Source organism: Streptomyces sp. NPDC025833 (assembly GCF_055558055.1).
In genome coordinates, this window is the sequence record NZ_JBVHNF010000002.1 from 285,110 (window position 1) to 304,277 (window position 19,168).

The 19,168-nt window shown below is 73.8% G+C and carries 18 protein-coding genes; 3 read left to right on the forward strand and 15 right to left on the reverse strand.

The genetic code is table 11. From position 1 onward, the window contains the following. Window positions 1-56: 56 nt before the first annotated feature. Genes ACZ4K2_RS03925 through ACZ4K2_RS03960 form a run of 8 tightly spaced genes read right to left on the reverse strand, consistent with a single transcriptional unit; the run spans window position 57 to window position 8,277 of the window. Window positions 57-1,337: a methylaspartate mutase gene (locus ACZ4K2_RS03925; RefSeq protein WP_467470169.1), complete on the reverse strand. Its 1,281-nt coding sequence runs from the start codon at window positions 1,335-1,337 to the stop codon at window positions 57-59. Further along, window positions 1,334-1,789, reverse strand: a complete 456-nt coding sequence (locus tag ACZ4K2_RS03930; protein ID WP_467470171.1) for a cobalamin B12-binding domain-containing protein — start codon at window positions 1,787-1,789, stop codon at window positions 1,334-1,336. Before ACZ4K2_RS03930 ends, ACZ4K2_RS03925 begins: the two co-directional genes overlap by 4 nt. Then, a complete protein-coding gene (locus tag ACZ4K2_RS03935; protein ID WP_467470172.1) occupies window positions 1,789-3,027 on the reverse strand; it encodes a type III PLP-dependent enzyme domain-containing protein in 1,239 nt (412 codons plus the stop codon). The genes ACZ4K2_RS03930 and ACZ4K2_RS03935 overlap by 1 nt, the downstream gene beginning before the upstream one ends. Then, window positions 3,024-4,550 (reverse strand): AMP-binding protein, encoded by a 1,527-nt coding sequence (locus ACZ4K2_RS03940; RefSeq protein WP_467470174.1) that lies wholly within the window; start codon window positions 4,548-4,550, stop codon window positions 3,024-3,026. The genes ACZ4K2_RS03935 and ACZ4K2_RS03940 overlap by 4 nt, the downstream gene beginning before the upstream one ends. After that, window positions 4,547-6,109, reverse strand: a complete 1,563-nt coding sequence (locus tag ACZ4K2_RS03945; protein WP_467470176.1) for an amino acid adenylation domain-containing protein — start codon at window positions 6,107-6,109, stop codon at window positions 4,547-4,549. The genes ACZ4K2_RS03940 and ACZ4K2_RS03945 overlap by 4 nt, the downstream gene beginning before the upstream one ends. A gap of 23 nt (window positions 6,110-6,132) precedes the next feature. Further along, entirely contained in the window at window positions 6,133-6,384 is a 252-nt protein-coding gene (locus ACZ4K2_RS03950; RefSeq protein ID WP_467470178.1) for a phosphopantetheine-binding protein, read from the reverse strand. 28 nt (window positions 6,385-6,412) lie between these two features. Further along, a complete protein-coding gene (locus ACZ4K2_RS03955) occupies window positions 6,413-7,348 on the reverse strand; it encodes an ACP S-malonyltransferase (RefSeq protein ID WP_467470180.1) in 936 nt (311 codons plus the stop codon). A 32-nt stretch (window positions 7,349-7,380) separates the two neighbouring features. Then, window positions 7,381-8,277 (reverse strand): proline iminopeptidase-family hydrolase, encoded by an 897-nt coding sequence (locus tag ACZ4K2_RS03960; protein WP_467470182.1) that lies wholly within the window; start codon window positions 8,275-8,277, stop codon window positions 7,381-7,383. A 359-nt stretch (window positions 8,278-8,636) separates the two neighbouring features. On the opposite strand from ACZ4K2_RS03960, the gene ACZ4K2_RS03965 reads away from it, so the two are divergent. From ACZ4K2_RS03965 to ACZ4K2_RS03975, 3 genes are all read left to right on the forward strand, one after another. After that, window positions 8,637-9,869, forward strand: coding sequence for a cytochrome P450 (locus tag ACZ4K2_RS03965; RefSeq protein WP_467470184.1), 1,233 nt, complete (start codon window positions 8,637-8,639; stop codon window positions 9,867-9,869). A 64-nt stretch (window positions 9,870-9,933) separates the two neighbouring features. Then, on the forward strand, window positions 9,934-11,169 hold the full coding sequence (locus ACZ4K2_RS03970; RefSeq protein WP_467470186.1) for a cytochrome P450: 1,236 nt from the start codon (window positions 9,934-9,936) through the stop codon (window positions 11,167-11,169). Window positions 11,170-11,195: 26 nt separating this feature from the next. After that, window positions 11,196-11,387: a ferredoxin gene (locus ACZ4K2_RS03975; RefSeq protein WP_467470187.1), complete on the forward strand. Its 192-nt coding sequence runs from the start codon at window positions 11,196-11,198 to the stop codon at window positions 11,385-11,387. 93 nt (window positions 11,388-11,480) lie between these two features. Here ACZ4K2_RS03975 and ACZ4K2_RS03980 read toward each other — a convergent pair whose 3' ends face one another. The 7 genes from ACZ4K2_RS03980 to ACZ4K2_RS04010 all read right to left on the reverse strand — a co-directional run bounded on the left by ACZ4K2_RS03980 (window position 11,481) and on the right by ACZ4K2_RS04010 (window position 18,931). Further along, the gene (locus ACZ4K2_RS03980; RefSeq protein WP_467470189.1) at window positions 11,481-11,819 is read right to left on the reverse strand and encodes a hypothetical protein; all 339 of its coding nucleotides are present in this window, start codon (window positions 11,817-11,819) and stop codon (window positions 11,481-11,483) included. Between the two features lie 62 nt (window positions 11,820-11,881). Further along, window positions 11,882-12,757, reverse strand: a complete 876-nt coding sequence (locus tag ACZ4K2_RS03985; protein WP_467470191.1) for an SDR family oxidoreductase — start codon at window positions 12,755-12,757, stop codon at window positions 11,882-11,884. Next, on the reverse strand, window positions 12,754-13,509 hold the full coding sequence (locus ACZ4K2_RS03990) for a thioesterase II family protein (RefSeq protein ID WP_467470193.1): 756 nt from the start codon (window positions 13,507-13,509) through the stop codon (window positions 12,754-12,756). The genes ACZ4K2_RS03985 and ACZ4K2_RS03990 overlap by 4 nt, the downstream gene beginning before the upstream one ends. 115 nt (window positions 13,510-13,624) lie before the next feature. Next, the gene (locus tag ACZ4K2_RS03995; protein WP_467470195.1) at window positions 13,625-14,269 is read right to left on the reverse strand and encodes a response regulator; all 645 of its coding nucleotides are present in this window, start codon (window positions 14,267-14,269) and stop codon (window positions 13,625-13,627) included. Beyond that, entirely contained in the window at window positions 14,233-15,531 is a 1,299-nt protein-coding gene (locus tag ACZ4K2_RS04000) for a sensor histidine kinase (RefSeq protein WP_467470197.1), read from the reverse strand. The genes ACZ4K2_RS03995 and ACZ4K2_RS04000 overlap by 37 nt, the downstream gene beginning before the upstream one ends. Before the next feature lie 86 nt (window positions 15,532-15,617). Next, a complete protein-coding gene (locus ACZ4K2_RS04005) occupies window positions 15,618-18,128 on the reverse strand; it encodes an FtsX-like permease family protein (RefSeq protein ID WP_467470199.1) in 2,511 nt (836 codons plus the stop codon). Then, on the reverse strand, window positions 18,128-18,931 hold the full coding sequence (locus tag ACZ4K2_RS04010; RefSeq protein WP_467470201.1) for an ABC transporter ATP-binding protein: 804 nt from the start codon (window positions 18,929-18,931) through the stop codon (window positions 18,128-18,130). The genes ACZ4K2_RS04005 and ACZ4K2_RS04010 overlap by 1 nt, the downstream gene beginning before the upstream one ends. Between the last annotated feature and the right edge of the window lie 237 nt (window positions 18,932-19,168).

Here is a 19,168-nt window from a genome sequence, read left to right on the forward strand (position 1 = left end):
TCACCTTTTTCCACACCGTAGTGACGGCCCCCGAAAGGCCACACCCTTAACCACCCCTAGGGGTGGGCGAGTTCGGGATCGCGGGTGCCGTCGGGGTCGTGCCGGTCGTAGGAACGGCGCACGTACGACAGGGATTCGAGCAGTTGCGCGGAGGTGATGGCCCGGGCCGGGCGTACGTCGGCGATACCGTTCAGCGGCATCTTCCCGATGTCGGCCCAGGCCAGCCGGCCGTCCGCGCCGATATAACTCCGGCTGAACCCGGCATTGTCCGGATGCAGACAGTAGGGAACGTCGAGGCGCCCTTCGGCGAAGGCCCTCAGCAGGGCCGCGCCGAGGTCGTCGTCGAGCTCCAGCACCCCGTCGACCAGCGCGGACGCCTCGGCGTACGTCTGGCTGCCGGTGCCGTCCAGCGGGGCGCGCGGGGTCCGCGCGGCGACCGCGGCCGCGTGTTCCAGGGCGGCGACGTTCTCGGCCACGGTCGGAATGCGGCGGGATTCCGCGACGGTTTTCACGATGAGCCGCTCGGAGCCGCTGGCGACGGCCAGTTCGGCCGCTTTCCCGAGCAACCGGTGGGCGCCTTCCGGCGTTTCCGGATACAGCCCCATGTACGCGTAGACGACGACGTGCCATTCGGTGTCCGGAAGGTGTCGCGCGCACAGCGCGCGCAACGCGGCCACCGCTTCGGCGTCCTGGCGCGGATCGGTCTGCTGGGCGTAGCTCACCGAAATGCTCCGGATGCCGTGCCGGCGGAAGAACAGGGCCTCCAGGAGGCTGACGGCGACGAGCAGGCTGGGCGGGCAGAGCTGGCCGAGCACACAGCCGCCGAAGGTCTCCAGGTGCGGTTCGGCGCCCGCCTCCCGCAGCCCGGCGAGCAGGGCGCAGGAGTCGGCCCAGTGGGCGACGGACTCGCGCAGCGGTACCCGGCCGTAGGGCAGGCAGTAGGAGACCGGGCCGCCCTCGGAGGCGTCGAGCCCCACGGCGGTCAGCGCCCGGAAGATGTGCTGGGGCGCGGCCGAGCCGTGCCGGACCTGTACCGGGAACCCGGGGCCGTGGATGCCGTCGAGCACCCGCAGCGTGGTGGCCGTGTCGTGGCTCGCGATCGGGTAGCCGTTGAGCGCCACGCCCTCCAGGACGGCCAGCTCGGCGGACTCCAGGTCGCCGACCCGGGTGTAGCTGTCCAGGGTGATCGTGCCCACGGTGGTCGCCGCGGCGCTCCGGGTGGCCAGCAGCCCGGCCCGCATCAGTTCCGGGCTGCTCATCCCCATCCGGGGCTGGACCACCAGGTGGCCGGCGTCGTGAGCCCGGCGCACGAACGCGCCGAACCCGACGCCGGTCACACCAGGGCCCGCTGCGGCAGCGTCGCGAGCATCCGCAGGAACGCGGCCACGCCCTCGGCGCTGTCGTCGAACACCGCGTTGTACCCGGCGGCGCGCAGCGCGGCCACCTCCGTGTCGCCGCAGGGGCCGGCGATGCCGAGCTTGCCGCCGATGACGGCGGGCACGACGGCGAGTTCGGGGTGCTCGCGCAGCCGGGTGACGGTGCGCATGCCGTCGTGGTAGCCGTGGCCGTTGACGGTGCTGACCACGATGAGCGCGGGGCGGTGGGCGAGGGCCTCGGCGATGAGCAGGTCCTCGGGGACGCAGGGGCCGAGGTTGACGACGCGCTGCCCGTGCTCCTCCAGCAGGAGCTGGAGGTAGACGAGGTTCCAGGTGTGGGAGTCGGAGATGCCGCCCGCCACGAGGACCGGCTGGTCGCCGGTGGCGGGGGTGGTGGTCGGGTAGGGGCTCATCACAGGGCCTGTCCGTGTTCGTAGGTTCGGGAGTGCTCGATGCGGGAGACGGACACCAGGCCGGCGCCGCGGACGACGATCTCGGCGGGCGCGGGCCTGCCGAGGAACATCAGGAGGCTGGCCGTGGGGCCGTAGGCGCCGGCGTTGGGCACGGTGAGTAGGTCGCCCGGGGCCGGGTCGGGCAGCGGGACGTTGCGGCCGAGCAGGTCGCCCGGGGTGCACAGCGGTCCGGCGAGGTTCGCGGGCGTGCCGCCGGTGTCCACGGACTCGTGCGGTTCGACGGACACGGGCAGGATGCGGCCGAGGCCGGACATGCCGCCGAAGGTGTTGATGCCGGCGTCGAGGACGGCGTAGCGGGTGCCGCGGCCGTCCTTGACGTTCACGACGGAGGTGAGCAGGGTGCCGCTGTCGGCGACCAGGTAGCGGCCCGACTCGCAGGCGATCCGCGGGGCGCCGCCGCGCCAGCCGGGGAAGTGCTCGTCGAGCGCCTCGGTGAGTGCGGCGCGCAGTTCGCCGTAGACCGGCCGCTCGCCCTGGACGGCGTACGGTGCCGCGAAGCCGCCGCCGATGTCGAGGAGGCGGAAGGTGACGCCGAGCTCGTCCTGGAGGGCGGCGGCGGTGGTCAGGGTGTGGCGGAACTCGGCGATGAGGCTCGCCTCGTCCTTGGCGTTGCTCAGCGGGAAGAAGTGCAGTCCGGCGATGCGGGTGCCGGGCACGTCGCGCAGCTCGGCGGCGAGGCCGGGGAGGGTCTCGCTGTCGAAGCCGAACTGCGAGGGGACGCCCGTCATGCGGATGCTGGTGGCCGCCGCGCCGGTGGCGTTGTTGACCCGGATCAGGCAGTCGGCGGTGAGGTCGAGCGCGCGCGCCGTCTCGCCGACCCGGCGGAGGTCGCCGGGGGACTCGGTGGAGAACAGGCGGACGCCGCGCGTCATGGCCTCGGTCAGTTCCTCGGTGGTCTTGCCGGGGCCGGTGTAGAGGATCCGGTCGCCGGGGAAGCCGGCCTGGAGGACGGCGTCGAGCTCGCCGACGGAGCTGATCTCGGCGCGGCAGCCGCGGGCGCCGCCGGCGCGCAGTTCGCGCAGCAGTTCGGGGTGCGGGTTCGCCTTGGCGGCGTAGAACACCTCGACCTCGTCGGGCAGCGCGGCGAACAGGTCGTCGCGGGCCGCCGCCACCCGGTCCAGGTCGTAGACGTAGGCCGGGGTGCCGAAGCGCCGGGCGAGCTCGGAGGGGCCGGTCACGGGGTGGTTCCTTCCAGGAGGCGGGCGAGCCGCTTGCGGTCGTGCTTGCCGTGCGCGGTGAGCGGCAGTTCGGCCACGACGCGGCTCGTACCGGGCACCTTCGCGGGCTCCAGCCGCAGCGAGAGTTCCTTCAGCAGGGCGTGCGGGTCGATGTCGCCCTCCACGAAGACCGCGAGGGGGCGGCCCTCGGCGGGCGGCAGGACGGCGGCGGCGCGGACGCCGGGGACGTCGGTCGCGGCGGCCTCGATCTCGGTGGTGCTCATCCGCACGCCCTTGTGCTTGAACATGTCGTCGCGGCGGCCCTCGTAGTAGAGGAAGCCGTCCTCGTCCACGTGGCCGAAGTCGCCGGTGTGCAGCCGGAGTCCGCCGTCGGGGGCGGGGCGGAAGGCGCGCGCGGTCTGCTCGGGGGCCCGCCAGTAGCCGGGCATCACGTGCGGGCCCTCGACCACGATCTCGCCGGTCTCCCAGGGCGGCAGCGCCCGGCCCTCGTCGTCCACGGCGAAGGCGCGGGTGCCGGGCAGCGGGCGGCCGACCGAGTCGGGTTTGGCGTCCTGGTAGGCGGGCGGGAGCACGGAGACGCGCTTGCACTCGGTCTGCCCGAACTGGATGACCACCTCGGCGCCGGGGAACGCGGTGCGCAGTCCGTCCGCGGTGGTCTTCGCCAGAGCGGCCCCGGTGTTGGTGAACATGCGGACCCGGGACTCCCGGCTCGGTTCGCGTTCCGCGAGGGTGCAGATCATGGTGGCCAGGGACGGCACGATCGGTACGACGGTGGCGCCGGTCTCCCGGATGCGGCGCAGCAGGACCAGGTCGGACTCGCCGTCGGCGAGCACGATCTCGCTGCCCGCGGCCGTGGTCATCAGGACCTTGTACAGGCCGTAGTCCCAGGAGATGGGGAAGCGGCAGAAGACGACGTCGTCGGGGCGGTAGCCGAGTTCCAGGTCGATGGCCTCGGTGGCGAAGACCATCCGGCCGTGCGGGCAGATCACCGCCTTGGGCGCGGCGGTCGAGCCGGAGGTGTAGACGAGGACGGCGATGTCCTCGGGGCCGACCTCGGCGCCGCCGGAGCGGGCCTCGCGGGCGCGCAGCGCGGCGATCTCCCGCCAGGCGCCGTCGAGGCCGAGGACCGGGACGCCTGCGGTGAGGCCGGTGATCCGGTCGACCGCGGGGTCGGTGACGACGACGAGGGAGGGTTCGGCGTTCTCGACGACCGCCCGCAGGTGGTAGTCCTTCATGCCGGTGTTGACGGGGACCAGGACGGCGCCGCGGCGGGCGGTGCCGTACAGCAGCGCGACCAGTTCGCGGGTGCTGGGAAGCTGGACGAGGACCCGGTCGCCGTGGCCGATGCCCCGCTCCTCCAGCCATGCGTCGACGGCGTGGCTGTGCGCGGCGAGTTCCCGGTAGGTCCAGCGGCCCGCGCCGTCGGTGACGGCCGGTGCGCCGGGGTGCGCGGCGGTGGCCTCGTCGAGCAGGTCGTGCACCCGGGCGTCGGTGCGGGGCTGCGCTGTGGGTTGACCGTTCACTGCGACTCCTGCCGCCTTTCGTGTGCGCCGTCGGCTCCTGCGGGCTGCCGCATGGCCGCGGCCCGGGAGGCGAGCTTCCTGCGGTCGGTCTTGCGGTTGGCGTTGAGCGGGAACGCGTCCAGGTGGTGGTAGGCGCGCGGGACGACCGCGGCCGGCAGCACCTCCCGCAGGTGCCGGGCGAGCCGGGCGGGCGGCACGGCGTCGCCGGTGTGGAAGACGGCCAGTTCCACGGTGGCGTCGACGGGCACCGCCACGGTGACGGCGTCCTCGACGCCCGGGCAGGTGCGGGCGGCGGCGTCCACCTCGGCCAGTTCCACCCGGATCCCGTGCACCTGGACCTGTGCGTCCTGGCGGCCGAGGTAGAGCCAGCCGCCGTCGCCGGCGCGCCGGACGCGGTCGCCGGTGCGGTAGAAGCGGTGGCCGTCGCGCTCCAGGAACCGGCCGGCGTCGTCCGCCGGATCGAGGTACCCGGTGGTCAACTGGGGTCCGGCGATGCAGAGTTCGCCCTCGTCGCCGGCGGTGGGCGCGCCGTCGGCGTCCAGCAGCAGCGTCCGGTGGCCCGGGTGGACGGCGCCGATGGGCACCATGTCGTTCAGGTACCGTCCGGGGGTCCAGCGCTGGGCGGTGACGGTGACGGTGAGCTCGGTGGGGCCGTAGAGGTTCTCCAGCGCCGCGCCCGGTGCGGCGGCGGCCCAGTCCTCGGCGTCCTTGCAGCTGAGCGCCTCCCCCGCGAAGAAGCTCCAGCGCAGCGGGGACAGCGCGCCCGGCGCGAGGCCGCCGGTGCGGCGGACCAGGGTGATGGCGCTGGGGGTGGAGAACCACACGGTCATCCGCTGCTCGGCGACGAACTCCGGCAGCCGGGCGTAGGCCCTCGCCGGTACGGGCACGACGGTGGCCCCGGCGCCCCAGGCGCAGAAGAGGTCGAACATCGCGCAGTCGAAGTTGAGGTCGAAGGTCTGCGAGAACACGTCGTGCGGCCCGAAGTCGTACCGCCGGTCGAGCAGCCCGAAGTAGTGGGCGGTGTTGGCGTGGGTGACCGGCACGCCCTTGGGCCGGCCGGTGGACCCGGAGGTGAACAGCACGTAGGCGGTGTCGGAGGGCCGGGCGGGCATGGGCGCCTTCAGGGCGCTGTCCGCGTCGAGGGGGATCACCGGCATCGGCGCCCCGCCGGACGCGCACAGCGTGGGCAGGCCGACGCCGTCCGCGTGCAGCGCGGCGAGCGCGGCCCCGCAGTCGTCGTCGGCGAGCAGCGCGCCGACCCCGGCGGCCTCGATCATCCGCCGGGTGCGGGCCGCCGGGAAGGCCGGCTGGAGCGGTACGACGGTGACGCCGCTGTACAGGCCGGCCAGCAGGGCCGTGTACGCCGTGGGTCCCTTGCCGGCCAGCACGCCGACCGGGACCGGCCCGTCGGGCAGGGCGGCCAGCAGCGAGCCGGCCAGGACCAGGGCGCGTTCGTGCAGTTCGCGGTAGGTGAGGTCGACGCCGTCGGCGCGCAGCGCGGGCCGGTCCGGGGCGAGGGCCAGGCCGCGCGCGAACCGGCCGGCCAGCGTGCCGTCCATGGTGGGGTCCACGGTGGCCGCCGTCAGCTCGCGGTGCTCTGCAGCATGCCCCGCAGGGTGTCCCACAGCACTCCGGCGGTGCGGAAGGTGTCCATGGTGAGCGCGCTGTCGAGGAAGCGGACCTGGTAGGCCTCCTCCAGGGTGCCGAGGAGCTGGACGGTGCCGAGCGAGTCCAGGCCGAGGTCCTTCAGCTCGGACTCCGGCGTCAGTTCCTCCTGCGGCGGCAGGAAGGGCAGGAAGGGGCGCAGGGTCTGTTCGAACCGGTCGTCCCACATGAGGGGCCTCCAACGAGTCGGGCGGGGGTCAGGCGGCGCGCGTGCGGCGCCGGGGGGTCATCGCCAGCCGCGGCTGTGCGGCGACGACGTCGAAGTCGCGGATCGTGCGGGGGACCCGGCCGAAGAGGCTGTCGGGCCCGGCGACGCACAGGCGGCGCACACCGGCGTCCTTCAGGGCCGTGGTGACGCTCGGCCAGTTCATCGGGTGGTCGAAGCCGTCGAGCAGCATGGTGCGCACCTCCTCCCCGGTGCGCAGCAGCCGGCCGTCCTGGTCGGCGACGACGGGCAGCTCGGGGTCGGCGAAGGAGTAGCGGGACACCACCTCGCGCTCGGCCTTGTCGCGCAGCGGGCGGAACGCCGAGGCGTGCATGGGCGGCCGCATGGTGTACAGCGGGAGACTGCCGATGCCGCGCAGCCTCTCCTGCATCCAGCTCACGCGGTGCTCGGAGAGGGAGACCATGTAGAAGCCGTCGTCGATGTGGCAGGAGATCTCGTGCCACTCCCCCGCCTCCGTCAGCTCGGCGAGGATCGCGTCGAGGCCCTCGCGCGGGGCGCGGACGAAGGAGAGGGTGACGACGTCCCGGTGCTCCTCGGCGAAGTACTCCTCCAGGCACCGGGCGATGTCGGCGGTCAGGCGGACGGCGTCGGGCAGCTTCAGGGCGCCGGTGTAGGCGAGGGCGGCCTTCTCGCCGAAGCTGGGCCCGGCGACGACGGCGGGTTCCACGCCGAGGTGCTCCCGGGCCCAGTGGGCGCAGGCCAGGCAGTTGACGAGGAAGGCGACCTGGGCGGCCTCCGAGTAGTCGCCCGGTGCGGTGCGGAAGGCGTCCACGAGGGAGTAGCCGAGCGCGTCGTCGGCGACGGCGACCAGGTCCCGGGCGATGGGGTTGGCCACCATGAACCGTCCCACCTCGGCGAACGGGACGGGGCCCATGCCGGGGAAGACGAGTGCGGTGTCGTGTGCCATGGCGGGGTTCCCTCTCGCCGGGTCTTCGCGGGTCACAGGCTCTTGAGGAAGTCGGTCAGCACCTCGCGGAACCGCTCGGGCTCCTCCAGGTGCGGGAGGTGGCTGGACTCCTCGAAGATCTCCCAGCGCGCTCCGGGGACGTGGTCGTGGTAGGGCTGGACGACGGCCGGTGTGGCCTCGTCGTGGCGGCCGCTGATCAGCAGGGTCGGCGTGCGGATCCGGTGCAGCTCGTCGACGATCGACCAGTCCTTCAGGGAGCCGATGACGTGGAACTCGTTGGGCCCGTTCATCGCGTAGTAGACGGTCGGGTCGTTGTAGATCTCCATGAAGGAGGACAGGAAGTCGCGGGGCCAGGGCGTCAGCCGGCACACGTGGCGGTCGTAGAAGACCCGCATCGCGGCCAGGTACTCGGCGCTGTCGTAGGTGCCCGCCGCCTCGTGCCGGAGCAGGGCCGCCTGGGTCTCCGGCGGCAGCTCGGCGCGCAGCCGCGCCATCTCCCGGAGCCAGATCGGGTAGGAGGCGGGCGCGTTGGCGACGACCAGTCCGCGCAGGCCGGCCGGGCCGGTCATGGCGTGCCGGGCGCACAGCGGGCCGCCCCAGGACTGGCCGTACAGCACGTAGTCGTCGGCGATGCCCAACCGGTCGACCAGGTTGGCCAGTTCCCGCTCGAACAGCTCGACGGTCCAGAACTCGGCCCCCTTGCCGGGGAGATGGGTCGAGCCGCCGTTGCCGAGCTGGTCGTAGTGGACCACGGGCCAGCCGTCCTCGGCGAGCCGGGCGAGCGGCAGCAGGTAGTCGTGGGTGCTGCCGGGTCCGCCGTGCACCGCGACGACCGCGGGCCGTCCCGCGCCGAGTTCGCCGGTCACCCGGTACCAGGTCCGGTACTCCCCGAAGGGGACGGTGCCCTTCGCGCTGGCTTCCGGGGACACGCTGATCACCTCTGCTCGGCTGCGGTACGCGGTGTCGGCCGGGGGAAGGGGCGCCGGCCGGGACTCGGGGGGCCGGTGCCGGGAGCGCTCCGCCCTGGGTCCGCAGCCGACGCTAACCGGCACCGGGGTGCCACCGGACCCCTAACCGCCCCTAGGCGGTGCCGGGCCCGGCAGGGGCTCCGGGGCCGGCCGCGGCCCGCCCGGCCCGGGCGCGGGGCCGTAGGGGCGCCTAGGGGTTGGGTGCTGGTGGGCGGCTGCCTAGCGTGCGGGGGGACGGCCGACAGCGCCGCACCGGCGCCGAGCCCGGACCCGCTTCCGGTCCGGCGCGTCCCCGTTCCCTCCCGTGCGAAGAGGACCCCATGACTGCACCTGCCGAACCGGCCGACGAGGCCGCGCCGCCGGAGTTCCCGATGCGGCGGGCCTGTCCCTTCAGCCCGCCGGCCGCCTACGCGGGGCTGCGCGAGTCCGAGCCGGTCTCCCGGGCGCGGCTGAAGGTCAACGGCAAGCCCACCTGGCTGGTCACCCGGCACGACCTGTACAAGAAGCTGCTGGGCGACGACCGGGTGAGCGCGAACCTGAAGCTGCCCGGGTACCCCCTCCAGGTGCCGGTGCCGGAGGAGGTGCTCCAGGCGGTGCCGCTGACCTTCCTGTCCATGGACCCGCCGGACCACACCGTGCAGCGCCGCATGCTGGCCCCGGAGTTCAGCGTCCGCCGGATGCGCGAACTGCGCGACCGGGTGCAGCAGATCGTGGACCAGCAGATCGACCAGATGCTCGCCAAGGGCGACGGCGGCCCGGTCGACCTGGTCACCGCCCTCGCGCTGCCGGTGCCGTCCCTCGTCATCTGCGAACTGCTCGGCGTCCCCTACGAGGACCATGCCCGGTTCGAGGAGTGGGCGTGGGCGATCATGAACCACGACATCAGCGAGGAGGACCGCGGTCTGGCCCACTACGAGCTGGACCGGTACGTGGACGGGCTGGTCACCGCCAAGGAGAGCGAGCCGGGCGACGACATGATCAGCCGGCTGATCGAGTTCAACCGGCGGACACCGGCGGTGGAGCACTCCGACATCGTCAGCATGTCCAAGCTGATGCTCGTCACCGGGCACGAGACGACCGCCAACATGATCGCCCTCGGGGTGCTGGCCCTGCTGGAGCACCCCGACCAGCTCGCCGCGCTGCGCGCGGAGCCGGAGCTGATGCCGAAGGCGGTGGAGGAACTGCTGCGCTTCTTCTCCATCTCCGACGCCGGCACCGCGCGGGTCGCCATGGAGGACATCGAGCTGGGCGGGGTGACCATCCGGGCCGGCGAGGGCATCCTGCCGCTGAACAACGCCGCCAACCACGACGAGCGCGTCTTCCCCGACCCCGACCGGCTGGACGTCCGGCGGGAGGCCCGCAGCCACGTGGCGTTCGGGTACGGCGTGCACCAGTGCATCGGCCAGAACCTGGCGCGCCTGGAGCTGGAGGTCGTGTACTCGACGCTGCTGCGCCGCGTCCCGACGCTGCGGCCGGCCGGCCCGGTCGAGGAACTGCGGTTCAAGGACGACGCCATCGTCTGGGGTCTGTACGAGCTGCCCGTCACCTGGTGACGGCGGCCCCGGCTCCGGCCGCCCGCGGTCCCCTTCCGTCACCGACCCCGTTCGAAAGGCAGTCATGACCCAGTCCGCCGATGCCGTGCCCGAGACGGGGTCGCCGCTCCAGCGGTTCCCGATGCGGCGCACCTGCCCGTTCAGCGAGCCGCGCGAGTACGCCGAGCTGCGCGCCGACAACCCCGTGGCGCGCGCCGCCCTGAAGGTGAACGGCAAGCCGACCTGGCTGGTCACCCGGCACGAGCACGTCCGGCAGGTGCTGGGCGACAGCCGGGTGAGCTCCAACCTCAAACTGCCGGGCTACCCGCACCAGTTCCACATCCCCGAGGAGATGCTGGCGCAGGTCCGCCTGATGATGCTCAACATGGACCCGCCCGAGCACTCCGCCCACCGGCGCATGCTCATCCCCGAGTTCACCGCCCGGCGGGTGCGCGAGCTGCGCCCGCGCATCCAGCAGATCGTGGACGAGCACATCGACGCGATGCTGGCCGCGGGCGGCCCGGTCGACCTGGTCACCGCCCTCGCGCTGCCGGTGCCGTCCCTCGTCATCTGCGAACTGCTCGGCGTCCCCTACGAGGACCATGCCCGGTTCGAGGAGTGGTCGGCGGCGATGATGAACCACGACCTGAGCCCGGCCGAGTACGGCGCCGCGGTGCAGGCCCTGGACGCGTACCTGGACGAGCTCGTCACCCTCAAGGAGAGCGAGCCGGGCGACGATCTGATCAGCCGATTCCTGGAGAAGAACCGTACCGAGCAGGTCGCCGACCACACCGACGTGGTGACGATGGCCCGGCTGATGCTGGTCGGGGGCCACGAGACGACGGCCAACATGATCGCCCTCGGGGTGCTGGCGCTGCTGCGCCACCCCGAGCAGACGGCCGAGCTGCGGGCCGACCCCGCGCTGCTGCCGGGCGCCGTCGAGGAGCTGCTCCGCGTCTTCTCCATCTCCGACTCGGGCACGGCCCGGGTGGCGGTGGAGGACATCGAGGTGGGCGACGTCACGATCCGCGCCGGCGAGGGCATCCTCGCCCTGAACAACGCCGCCGACCACGACGAGGCCGTCTTCCCGGACCCGGGCACCCTCGACATCCGCCGCAAGGAGGCCCGCAGCCACCTGGCCTTCGGCTACGGCATCCACCAGTGCATCGGCGCCAACCTCGCCCGGGTGGAGCTGGAGGCCGTCTACGGCACGCTGCTGCGCCGCATCCCCGGCCTGCGGCTGGCGGCCGAGCCGGAGGAGCTGCGGTTCAAGGACGACGCCATGGTCTACGGCGTCTACGAACTCCCCGTCACCTGGTGACGGCCGAACCGAACGGAGTCACCCTCATGCGTGTCAGCAGCGAGCGCGACCGGTGCGTGGGCTCCGGCCAGTGCGCGCTCCTCAGCCCGGAGGTGTTCGACCAGGACGACGACGGTCTCGTCCTCGTCCTGCGCGAGGAGCCCGCGGAGGCCCTGCGCGCGGAGGTCCTCCAGGCCGTCGACCTGTGCCCGTCCCGGTCGATCCGGGTGGACGGCTGACCCCGGCCGGCCTGGCGTGACGCCCCCGTGGGAGAGGGTTCCCCCGGGGGCGTCCGCCGTCGCCGCGCGCGTCGCCGGACCCGTCCGCGGAGGTCAGGTGAGGCGCTCGCCCCGGTCCGCCGGGTCCGCCCCCTCCTTGGAGTGCCGGGGCCGGGCGGCGGCGACCGGGCGGAGCGGCGGCCCCGCCAGGACCCGGAGACCGGCGAGTACGCCGCCCGTCACCAAGGCGGCGCGGCCCTCCTCCCGGCCGGCCGGCCTCAGCGCCGCGCCGAGGACGGGCAGGGCGACGCAGAGGGCCGCCGGCAGTGCGGCCCAGACCCAGCGGGTGCGCGGTTTCCAGCCCGTGGCATTCCCGGACTCCGCGAACGCCTTGCGTACCGCACCGCGTACCCCCCGCCGGCGTTCCTTGACGCCTCGGCCGGTCCGGAGCACGACCCGGGAACCGCGGAGCCATCGCTTCCGCATCCGGGGGCAGGCGGCCGGGCCCGCCCCGCTCAGCCGTCCTGCCCGGCGGCGGGGCGCGGTCCCGCCAGCGACTCGGCCTGCTCCGTGAAGCGGGGCAGCCACTGCTCGTAGGAGACACCGGCCAGGAGACGCAGGGCCGCCTCGGCGTCCTGGCCGACCGGGGTGTGCAGCGGGGTGCCGGGGTCGTCGGCGGCGGCGACGACCGCGCGGGCCGCCTCGGCGCAGTCGGCGGCGCCCTCCGCGACCCGGCCGAGGAACCGCGTCAGCCAGGCGTGGTCCGCGGTGTACGGACCGGACGCGGACGGCTGCTCATCTCCCTCGACGGCGACGGACTCGCGCCGGATGGCGGAGGCGAAGCTGCCCGGCTCCAGGCACACCACACGGATGCCGTAGGGCCGGACCTCCGCCGCCAGGGCCTCGCTGAGCGCGCCCAGGGCCGCCTTGCTCGCCGCGTAGAACCCGCCGTACGGGACGGCGAACGTGCGGCCGGCGAGGGAGGAGACGTTCACGACGACCCCGCCGCCCGCGGCGCGCATCCGGGGCAGCACCGCGCGGGTCACCCGCAGGGCGCCCCAGAAGTTGGTCTCCAGCAGGGCGCGCGCCTGGTCCAGATCCATCGTCTCGACGGGCCCGGTGCGGTCGACGCCGGCGTTGTTGACCAGGACGTCGACCGGCCCGTGCCGGTCCTGGACCGCGGTGACGGCGGCGGTGACCGAGGCGTCGTCGGTGACGTCCAGGCGGGGGACGTCGAGGGTGAGGTCCTCGGCGCGGGCCCGCCGCAGCAGTTCGCCGGCCCGTGCGGGGTCGCGCACGCAGGCGTGCACGCGGTCGCCGCGCCGGGCGAAGGCCAGCGCGGTCTCCAGGCCGATGCCGCTGCTGCACCCGGTGACGAGGACCGCCGTCACGCCTCGGCCGCCTTCCGCGCCAGCAGGTCCAGGACCGCCTTCTGATGGGTGGTCAGGTAGAAGTGTCCGCCCGCGAAGACGTGGAACTCGGACGAGGTGTCCGTGTGGCGCGACCAGGCGCGGGCCTCCTCCACGGTGACCTTGGGGTCGTCGTCGCCGACCAGGCTGACGATCGGGCAGCGCAGGTTCGGGCCCGGCTCGTACACGTAGGTCTCGGCCACCCGGTAGTCCGCGCGGATCGCGGGCAGTGCCATGCGGATCAGCTCCTCGTCGTCGAGGATCGCCGAGTCGGTGCCGCTCAGCTCCCGCATCTCCGCGACGATCCCGTCGTCGTCGCGCCGGTGGACGGTCTCGTGGCGCCGGCAGGAGGGGGCCCGGCGCGCGGAGGCGACCAGGGCGCGCGGGACGACGCCGTGGTCCCGCTCCAGCCGCCGGGCGACCTCGAAGCCGAGGGTCGCGCCCATGCTGTGGCCGAAGAGGACCAGGGGCCGGTCCGCCCACGGCAGCAGGACGGAGGTGACCTGGTCGGCGAGTTCGCCGATGCTGGTGGCGCACGGCTCGTGGCGCCGGTCCTGACGCCCCGGGTACTGCACGGCGAGCACGTCCACGGAGGCCGGCATGCCCGCCGACACGGGCCGGTAGAAGGATGCGGCGCCGCCCGCGTGCGGCAGGCACACCAGCCTGGCCGCCGCGTCCGGGCGGGGGTCGTAGCGGCGGATCCAGAGGCGGTCTTGCTCGGCGAGGGCGGTCATCGGGCGGGCGTTCCCTTCCTGGCGGCGGCTGCGCGGCGCAGGGCGCGCGCGGGCCCCAGCAGTCTCACGGGCGGCGGGGGCGTCCGGACACCCCTACCCGCCCCAGCGGGGGTGCTCAGGCGTTGAGGTAGGCCAGCACCGCGAGCACCCGGCGGTTGCTGTCGCTCGACGGCGGCAGCATCAGCTTGGTGAAGATGTTGGAGATGTGCTTCGCGGCCGCGCCCTCGGTCACCGTGAGCCGCTGGGCGATCGCCGTGTTCGAGCAGCCCTCGGCCATCAGCTCCAGCACCTCCCGCTCCCGTGCGGTGAGCGCGGCGAGCGGTTCGTCCCGGGCGTGACTGGTCATCAGCTGGGCCACCACGGCCGGGTCCATGGCCGTTCCGCCGGCCGCGACCCGGCGCACGGCGTCGATGAACTGCTCGTCGTCGAGGACGCTGTCCTTCAGCAGGTAGCCGATGCCGCCGGTGCCGTCGGCCAGCAGCTCGCGGGCGTACATCTGCTCGACGTGCTGGGAGAGGACGAGGATCGGCAGGCCCGGCCGCTCCCGGCGGGCCCGCAGGGCGGCCTGGAGGCCCTCGGTGGTGAAGGTGGGCGGCAGCCGTACGTCGACGATGGCCACGTCGGGGCGGTGCTCGGTGAGCGCGGTGGCGAGGTCCGCGCCGTTGTCGACCGCGGCGGCCACCTCGAAGTCGTACGCCTCCAGCAGCTGGGTGATCCCCTGCCTCAGGAGGAAGAGGTCTTCGGCGAGGACAACGCGCACGGCAGCTCCATCTCGATCACGGTCGGACCGCCCGGAGGACTGTCGATCTCCAGGACGCCGTCAAAGGATGCCAGCCGGCGGCGGATGCCCTCCAGACCGCTCCCGGCCGACACGTCCGCGCCACCGCGGCCGTCGTCGGTGACCCGGGCGTGCAGCACGTCCTCCTCGCGCCAGGCGACGACCTCCACCCGCCGGGCGTCGGCGTGCTTGAGGGTGTTGGCGAGCAGTTCCGAGACCGCGAAGTAGACGGCGGACTCGACCGGGTCGGGCAGTCTGCCGGGCAGGTCCACCACCACGGTGACCTGCAACGGGCTGGCCAGGCCCAGCGCGCGCAGGGCATCGGCCAGACCCCGTTCCGCGAGGACCGGCGGGTGGATGCCGTGGACCAGGTCGCGCAGTTCGCGCAGCGCCTGCACGGAGGAGGTGCGCGCCTGCCGCAACAGCCGCCGCGCCTCCTCCGGGTCCTGGCCCATCTTCCGGTCGACGGCGCCGAGTTGCAGACCCAGGCTGACTAGCCGGGCCTGCGCCCCGTCGTGCAGGTCGCGTTCGATGCGGCGCAGCTCGGCGGCCTGGATGTCCAGCGCGCCGGACCGGGTCTCGGACAACTGCTGGACCCGCTCGGCCAGTCGGGACCGCCGGGTCGGGCCGAGCAGGAAGCGGACGAAGTAGGCGTGGCCCCTGAGCACCAGCGGGCTCAGGAGGACCCAGCCGGTGAGCACGACGAGGGCGAGCAGCGCCGCGGCCAGGGCGGCCGGCCAGCTGCCGACCGTGACGAACGCGTACCAGCGGCCCCCGCCGCCCTCCGCGAGGGGCCGCCACAGGCCGCAGGCCAGGAACAGCCCCTCCCCCGCGTAGTACAGCAGGGCGGCCGGGACGAACCCGGCCAGGCCCAGCACGCAGTTGAGCAGCAGCCACAGCAGGTCCCGCCAGGTCGCGGGGTCGGCGAGGATCCACTTGCAGCGGCGCATCCAGCCGACGATGTCCCGCTCGATCTCCTCCGGTTCGGGCCGGTAGGGCCGCTCCACCGGGACGCCGGAGCGGGCCGCCGCGCGCCGGTTGAGGTCGCACAGCCACCGCACCGCCCGGGTGCAGTACGGCAGTGCGAGGAAGCCGAGGCCGATCACGGAGATGCCGACGAAGTAGGCCGTGGTGACGAAGAGGACGACCGACAGCAGGGCTCCGGTGGCGAGGGCCACGCCGACCAGGGTGTCCGAGGCGGCCCGGCCGAAGCGGCCGCGCCAGGTGACCGGCACAGTCTTCATGCCCTCATGCTCCCATTCCCGGGCGCCGCGTGGAGCGGGGCCGCCCCCGCCCGGGGGGAGCGGGGGCGGCCCGGTCAGGAGGTCGGTCACGTGGCCTTCACCGTGTCCACGGCGGGTTCGCGCATGCCGCGCCAGGACGGCAGCAGGGTGGCGCCGAACACCAGGACCAGCGACCCGCCGACGATCGCGAGGTAGGTGCCGACGGAGCCGGAGGGCAGGTACGAGTCGCTCTTGACGAGGCTGTAGGGGACGATGGTCGTCGCGGAGGCGAGGGTGCCGAGGACGGTGGCGACGACGGCGATCAGGACGCCTTCGACGGTGAGCATGCCGAGCACCTGGGCGCGAGTCGCGCCGGTCAGCCGCTGGAGGCCGAACTCCGCCCGCCGTTTCCGGGTGACCGACACCAGGGTGTTGACGACCGTGATCGCGGCGTACCCGACGATCATGGCGACGATGGTGTAGTTGGCGGACACCAGGATCTGCTGGATCTGGTTGTTCCGGCCCGCCAGGGAGGAGCTGTCGTCCAGTTCGGTGCCGGGCAGCCGGGCGGCCAGCGCGGCCAGGCGCCGGTGGACCTCGGTGCCGTCGCCCCGGTCGGCGCGGACCAGGAGCTGGTGCGGCAGCCCGTCGGCGGTGTGCGGGGCGAGGGTCGTCGCGGGCATCGTCAGGTACGGCTGCTTGGGGTTGTCGGCGTACAGGGCCACGACGACGGGGCGTACGGCGGTGCCGTCGCCGAGGTGCATCGGCAGCCGGTCGCCGACCCCCACGCCGTACGCGCCGGCCTTCTTCTCGGACAGGGCCACGGTGTCCCCGCGCAGGCGGGTGAGGGAACCGGCGACGGTCGGCAGGTCGAGGCTCTGCCGCACGCCGTCGGCCGAGACGCCGCGCAGGTCGACCTGGGCCGGGCCGTCCGGGCGGTCCACGAAGCCGCGGCTGGTGACGAACTCGGAGACGGCGGCCACACCGGGCGTGGCGCGCACCTGTCCGGCGACGCCGGGGGCGAAACCGCCGGTCGTGGAGTCGAGGACGTAGTCGGCGAGGATGTTGCGGTCGTAGGAGGTCCGGGAGACGTGGTCCTCGGTGGACTGCATGTAGAGGGTGCCGGTGGCGATGCCGATGAGCAGGACGATCGGCGCGACGGCGCCCGCCATGCGGACGTTGGCGGTGGCGGCGTTGCGCAGCGCGAGCTGACCGGACAGCCCGGACAGGGCCCGCACGGGCAGCCGCAGCAGCGCCACCATGGCCTTGGTGATGCCGGGGGCGAGCAGGGCGAGGCCGATGCAGAACAGCACGGAGGCGGGTCCGGCGGTGCTGGCCAGGGTGGGGCCGTCCTCCATCACGGTGGCGGTGGCGACGGCCAGGCCGATGCCGTTGACCAGGAAGAACAGCGCCAGCACCAGCCGGGGCACGGTGAACCAGCGGGTGCCGGCGGTGGCTTCGGCCAGGGCGGCGACCGGTTCGGTGCGGGCGGCGCGCCGGCCCGCGAAGCGGGTGGCCCCGGCCGCGGCCAGCACGGTGACGACGGCTCCGACGGCCATCGGCATCCAGCCGGCGTGGTAGACGATGGCCGACGACACCACGCCGCTGGCCGTCAGCACGCCGAACAGCATCCTGCCGATGGCGTATCCGGGCAGCAGGGCCAGCAGGACGGAGCCCACCGACAGGACGGCGGTCTCGGTGAGGATCATCCGGCGCAGCTGCCGCGGGGTCGAGCCGACGGCGCGCAGCAGGGCCATCTCGCGGGCGCGCTGCTGGAGGGAAAGGCCGAGGGTGGAGGCGACGCCGAACATCACGATCAGCACCACGGAGGAGCCGAAGACCGCCGCGAGGATGACGACGGTGCGGCGGCTGGAGAGGGTGCCGGGCAGCTCGGCCAGGCCGCGGCGCTCGCCGGTGAGCACCTCGGCGCGGTCGCCGACCGCGGCGCGCACCGCGTCCGCCACGGTGGCGGTACCGGTGCCGGGTGCGGGCAGGACGCCGATGGAGTCGATCCGGCCGCCGGCGAGGGCGCTGGCCTCGTCGTCGGTGAAGAACACGGCGGCGTCCGGGTTGCGGCCGCCCCGCTGCTCGGCGGTGCCGGTGACGCGGAACCGGCGGGCGGTGCCCTGGACGACGATGTCGACCGTGGACCCGGGACGGGCGCCGGCGCGGCGCGCGAGTTCCGAGTCGAGGACGACCTCGCCGCCGGCGGCGGGGGACGCACCGGCGGCGAGGGTATAGGGGGTGAGCCGGGCGGCGGCCCAGCCGTGGCCGTAGGACTCGGCCTTGCCGGTCAGCGGCGCGCCGTCCTTGAGGACGGTGGCCGGGAAGGACACGTCGGGTACCGCGGCGCGCACGCCGTCGGCCCGGGCGACCGTGCCGACCAGAGCGGGGTCGATGCGGTGACGCTCCGTCAGCGCGGTTTCCCCGTAGCTCTGTTCACCGGTGACGACGACCGGGGCGCCGGCCAGACGCTGGGGGTCGGCCGCCATCCGGACGCCGGTCTCCATCAGGCCGCCGCAGCCGATGACGATGGCGGCGCCGAGAAACATGGCGAGGAAGGTCGCGACGAAGCTCGTCCTGCGGAACTTCAGGGTGCGCAGTGCCAGGCGCCACATCAGTACCCGCCTCCCGAGTGCTGGGTCGCGGACTGCCGGTGGCCGTCGTCCTCCCAGGCGCCGAGCCGGGTCATGCGGGCGGCGACCGCGTCGGCCGTCGGCCGGTACAGTTCGCCGGCGAAGGCGCCGTCGGCGAGGAACACCACGCGGTCGGCGTAGGAGGCGGCCACCGGGTCGTGGGTGACCATGACCAGCGTCTGGCGGGCGGTGTCCACGGACTCGCGCAGCAGCGCCAGCACGGAGGCCGCGGTGCGGGTGTCGAGGGCGCCGGTCGGCTCGTCGGCGAAGACCACGGCGGGCCGGGTCACCAGGGCGCGGGCGATGGCGACGCGCTGCTGCTGGCCGCCGGACAGCTCGGACGGCAGGTGGCCGAGCCGCTCGGCCAGGCCCACGCGCTGGACCACGGTGCGGATCAGGTTCCGGTCGGGCCGCTGTCCGGCCAGTTGCAGCGGCAGCGTGATGTTCTGCATGACGGTCAGCGCGGGCAGCAGGTTGAAGGACTGGAAGATGAAGCCGATGCGGTCGCGGCGCAGCTTGGTCAGCCGGGTGTCGTCGAGGCCGGCGAGGTCGGTGCCGCCGACGGTGACCGTGCCGGAGGTGGGCTGCACCAGTCCGGCGGCGCAGTGCAGGAAGGTGCTCTTGCCCGACCCGGACGGGCCCATCACCGCGGTGAAGCTGCCGTCGGCGAAGCTCACGGTGAGCCCGCGGAGCGCGGCCACCTGGCTGTCGCCTCGGCCGTAGGTCTTCGACACGGCGTCCAGCCGTACCGCCTCCGACCGGCGGAGGTCCTGTGAAGTGTGCACTGGGGCTCCCCTATGAGATCTCGCGCTTCCCGCGCGGTGTCTGCGGTCCACATTAGGAACAGTGCGGGTCCCGGCACATTGGCATTGTCCGGCCGGTTCGAGGTAGAGGTTTCTCCACCCCGGTACGGCAGATTCCGGCAGTCGCCCGGTGAACACCGCGGCCGCCGCGTCAAGGGGGCGAAAACTTCCCCCGCCGGGATAAGGGATACCACCCCTGTCCGAATATCTGACTCCCCT

What these genes read in the sequence shown, in the direction of transcription:
- ACZ4K2_RS04005 (WP_467470199.1), bottom strand. Translation starts at nt 18,128, where the DNA reads ATGTGGCGCCTGGCACTGCGCACCCTGAAGTTCCGCAGGACGAGCTTC.
- ACZ4K2_RS03970 (WP_467470186.1), top strand. Translation starts at nt 9,934, where the DNA reads ATGACCCAGTCCGCCGATGCCGTGCCCGAGACGGGGTCGCCGCTCCAG.
- ACZ4K2_RS03950 (WP_467470178.1), bottom strand. Translation starts at nt 6,384, where the DNA reads ATGTGGGACGACCGGTTCGAACAGACCCTGCGCCCCTTCCTGCCCTTC.
- ACZ4K2_RS03945 (WP_467470176.1), bottom strand. Translation starts at nt 6,109, where the DNA reads ATGGACGGCACGCTGGCCGGCCGGTTCGCGCGCGGCCTGGCCCTCGCC.
- ACZ4K2_RS03955 (WP_467470180.1), bottom strand. Translation starts at nt 7,348, where the DNA reads ATGGCACACGACACCGCACTCGTCTTCCCCGGCATGGGCCCCGTCCCG.
- ACZ4K2_RS04000 (WP_467470197.1), bottom strand. Translation starts at nt 15,531, where the DNA reads ATGAAGACTGTGCCGGTCACCTGGCGCGGCCGCTTCGGCCGGGCCGCC.
- ACZ4K2_RS03930 (WP_467470171.1), bottom strand. Translation starts at nt 1,789, where the DNA reads ATGAGCCCCTACCCGACCACCACCCCCGCCACCGGCGACCAGCCGGTC.
- ACZ4K2_RS03965 (WP_467470184.1), top strand. Translation starts at nt 8,637, where the DNA reads ATGACTGCACCTGCCGAACCGGCCGACGAGGCCGCGCCGCCGGAGTTC.
- ACZ4K2_RS03990 (WP_467470193.1), bottom strand. Translation starts at nt 13,509, where the DNA reads ATGACCGCCCTCGCCGAGCAAGACCGCCTCTGGATCCGCCGCTACGAC.
- ACZ4K2_RS03975 (WP_467470187.1), top strand. Translation starts at nt 11,196, where the DNA reads ATGCGTGTCAGCAGCGAGCGCGACCGGTGCGTGGGCTCCGGCCAGTGC.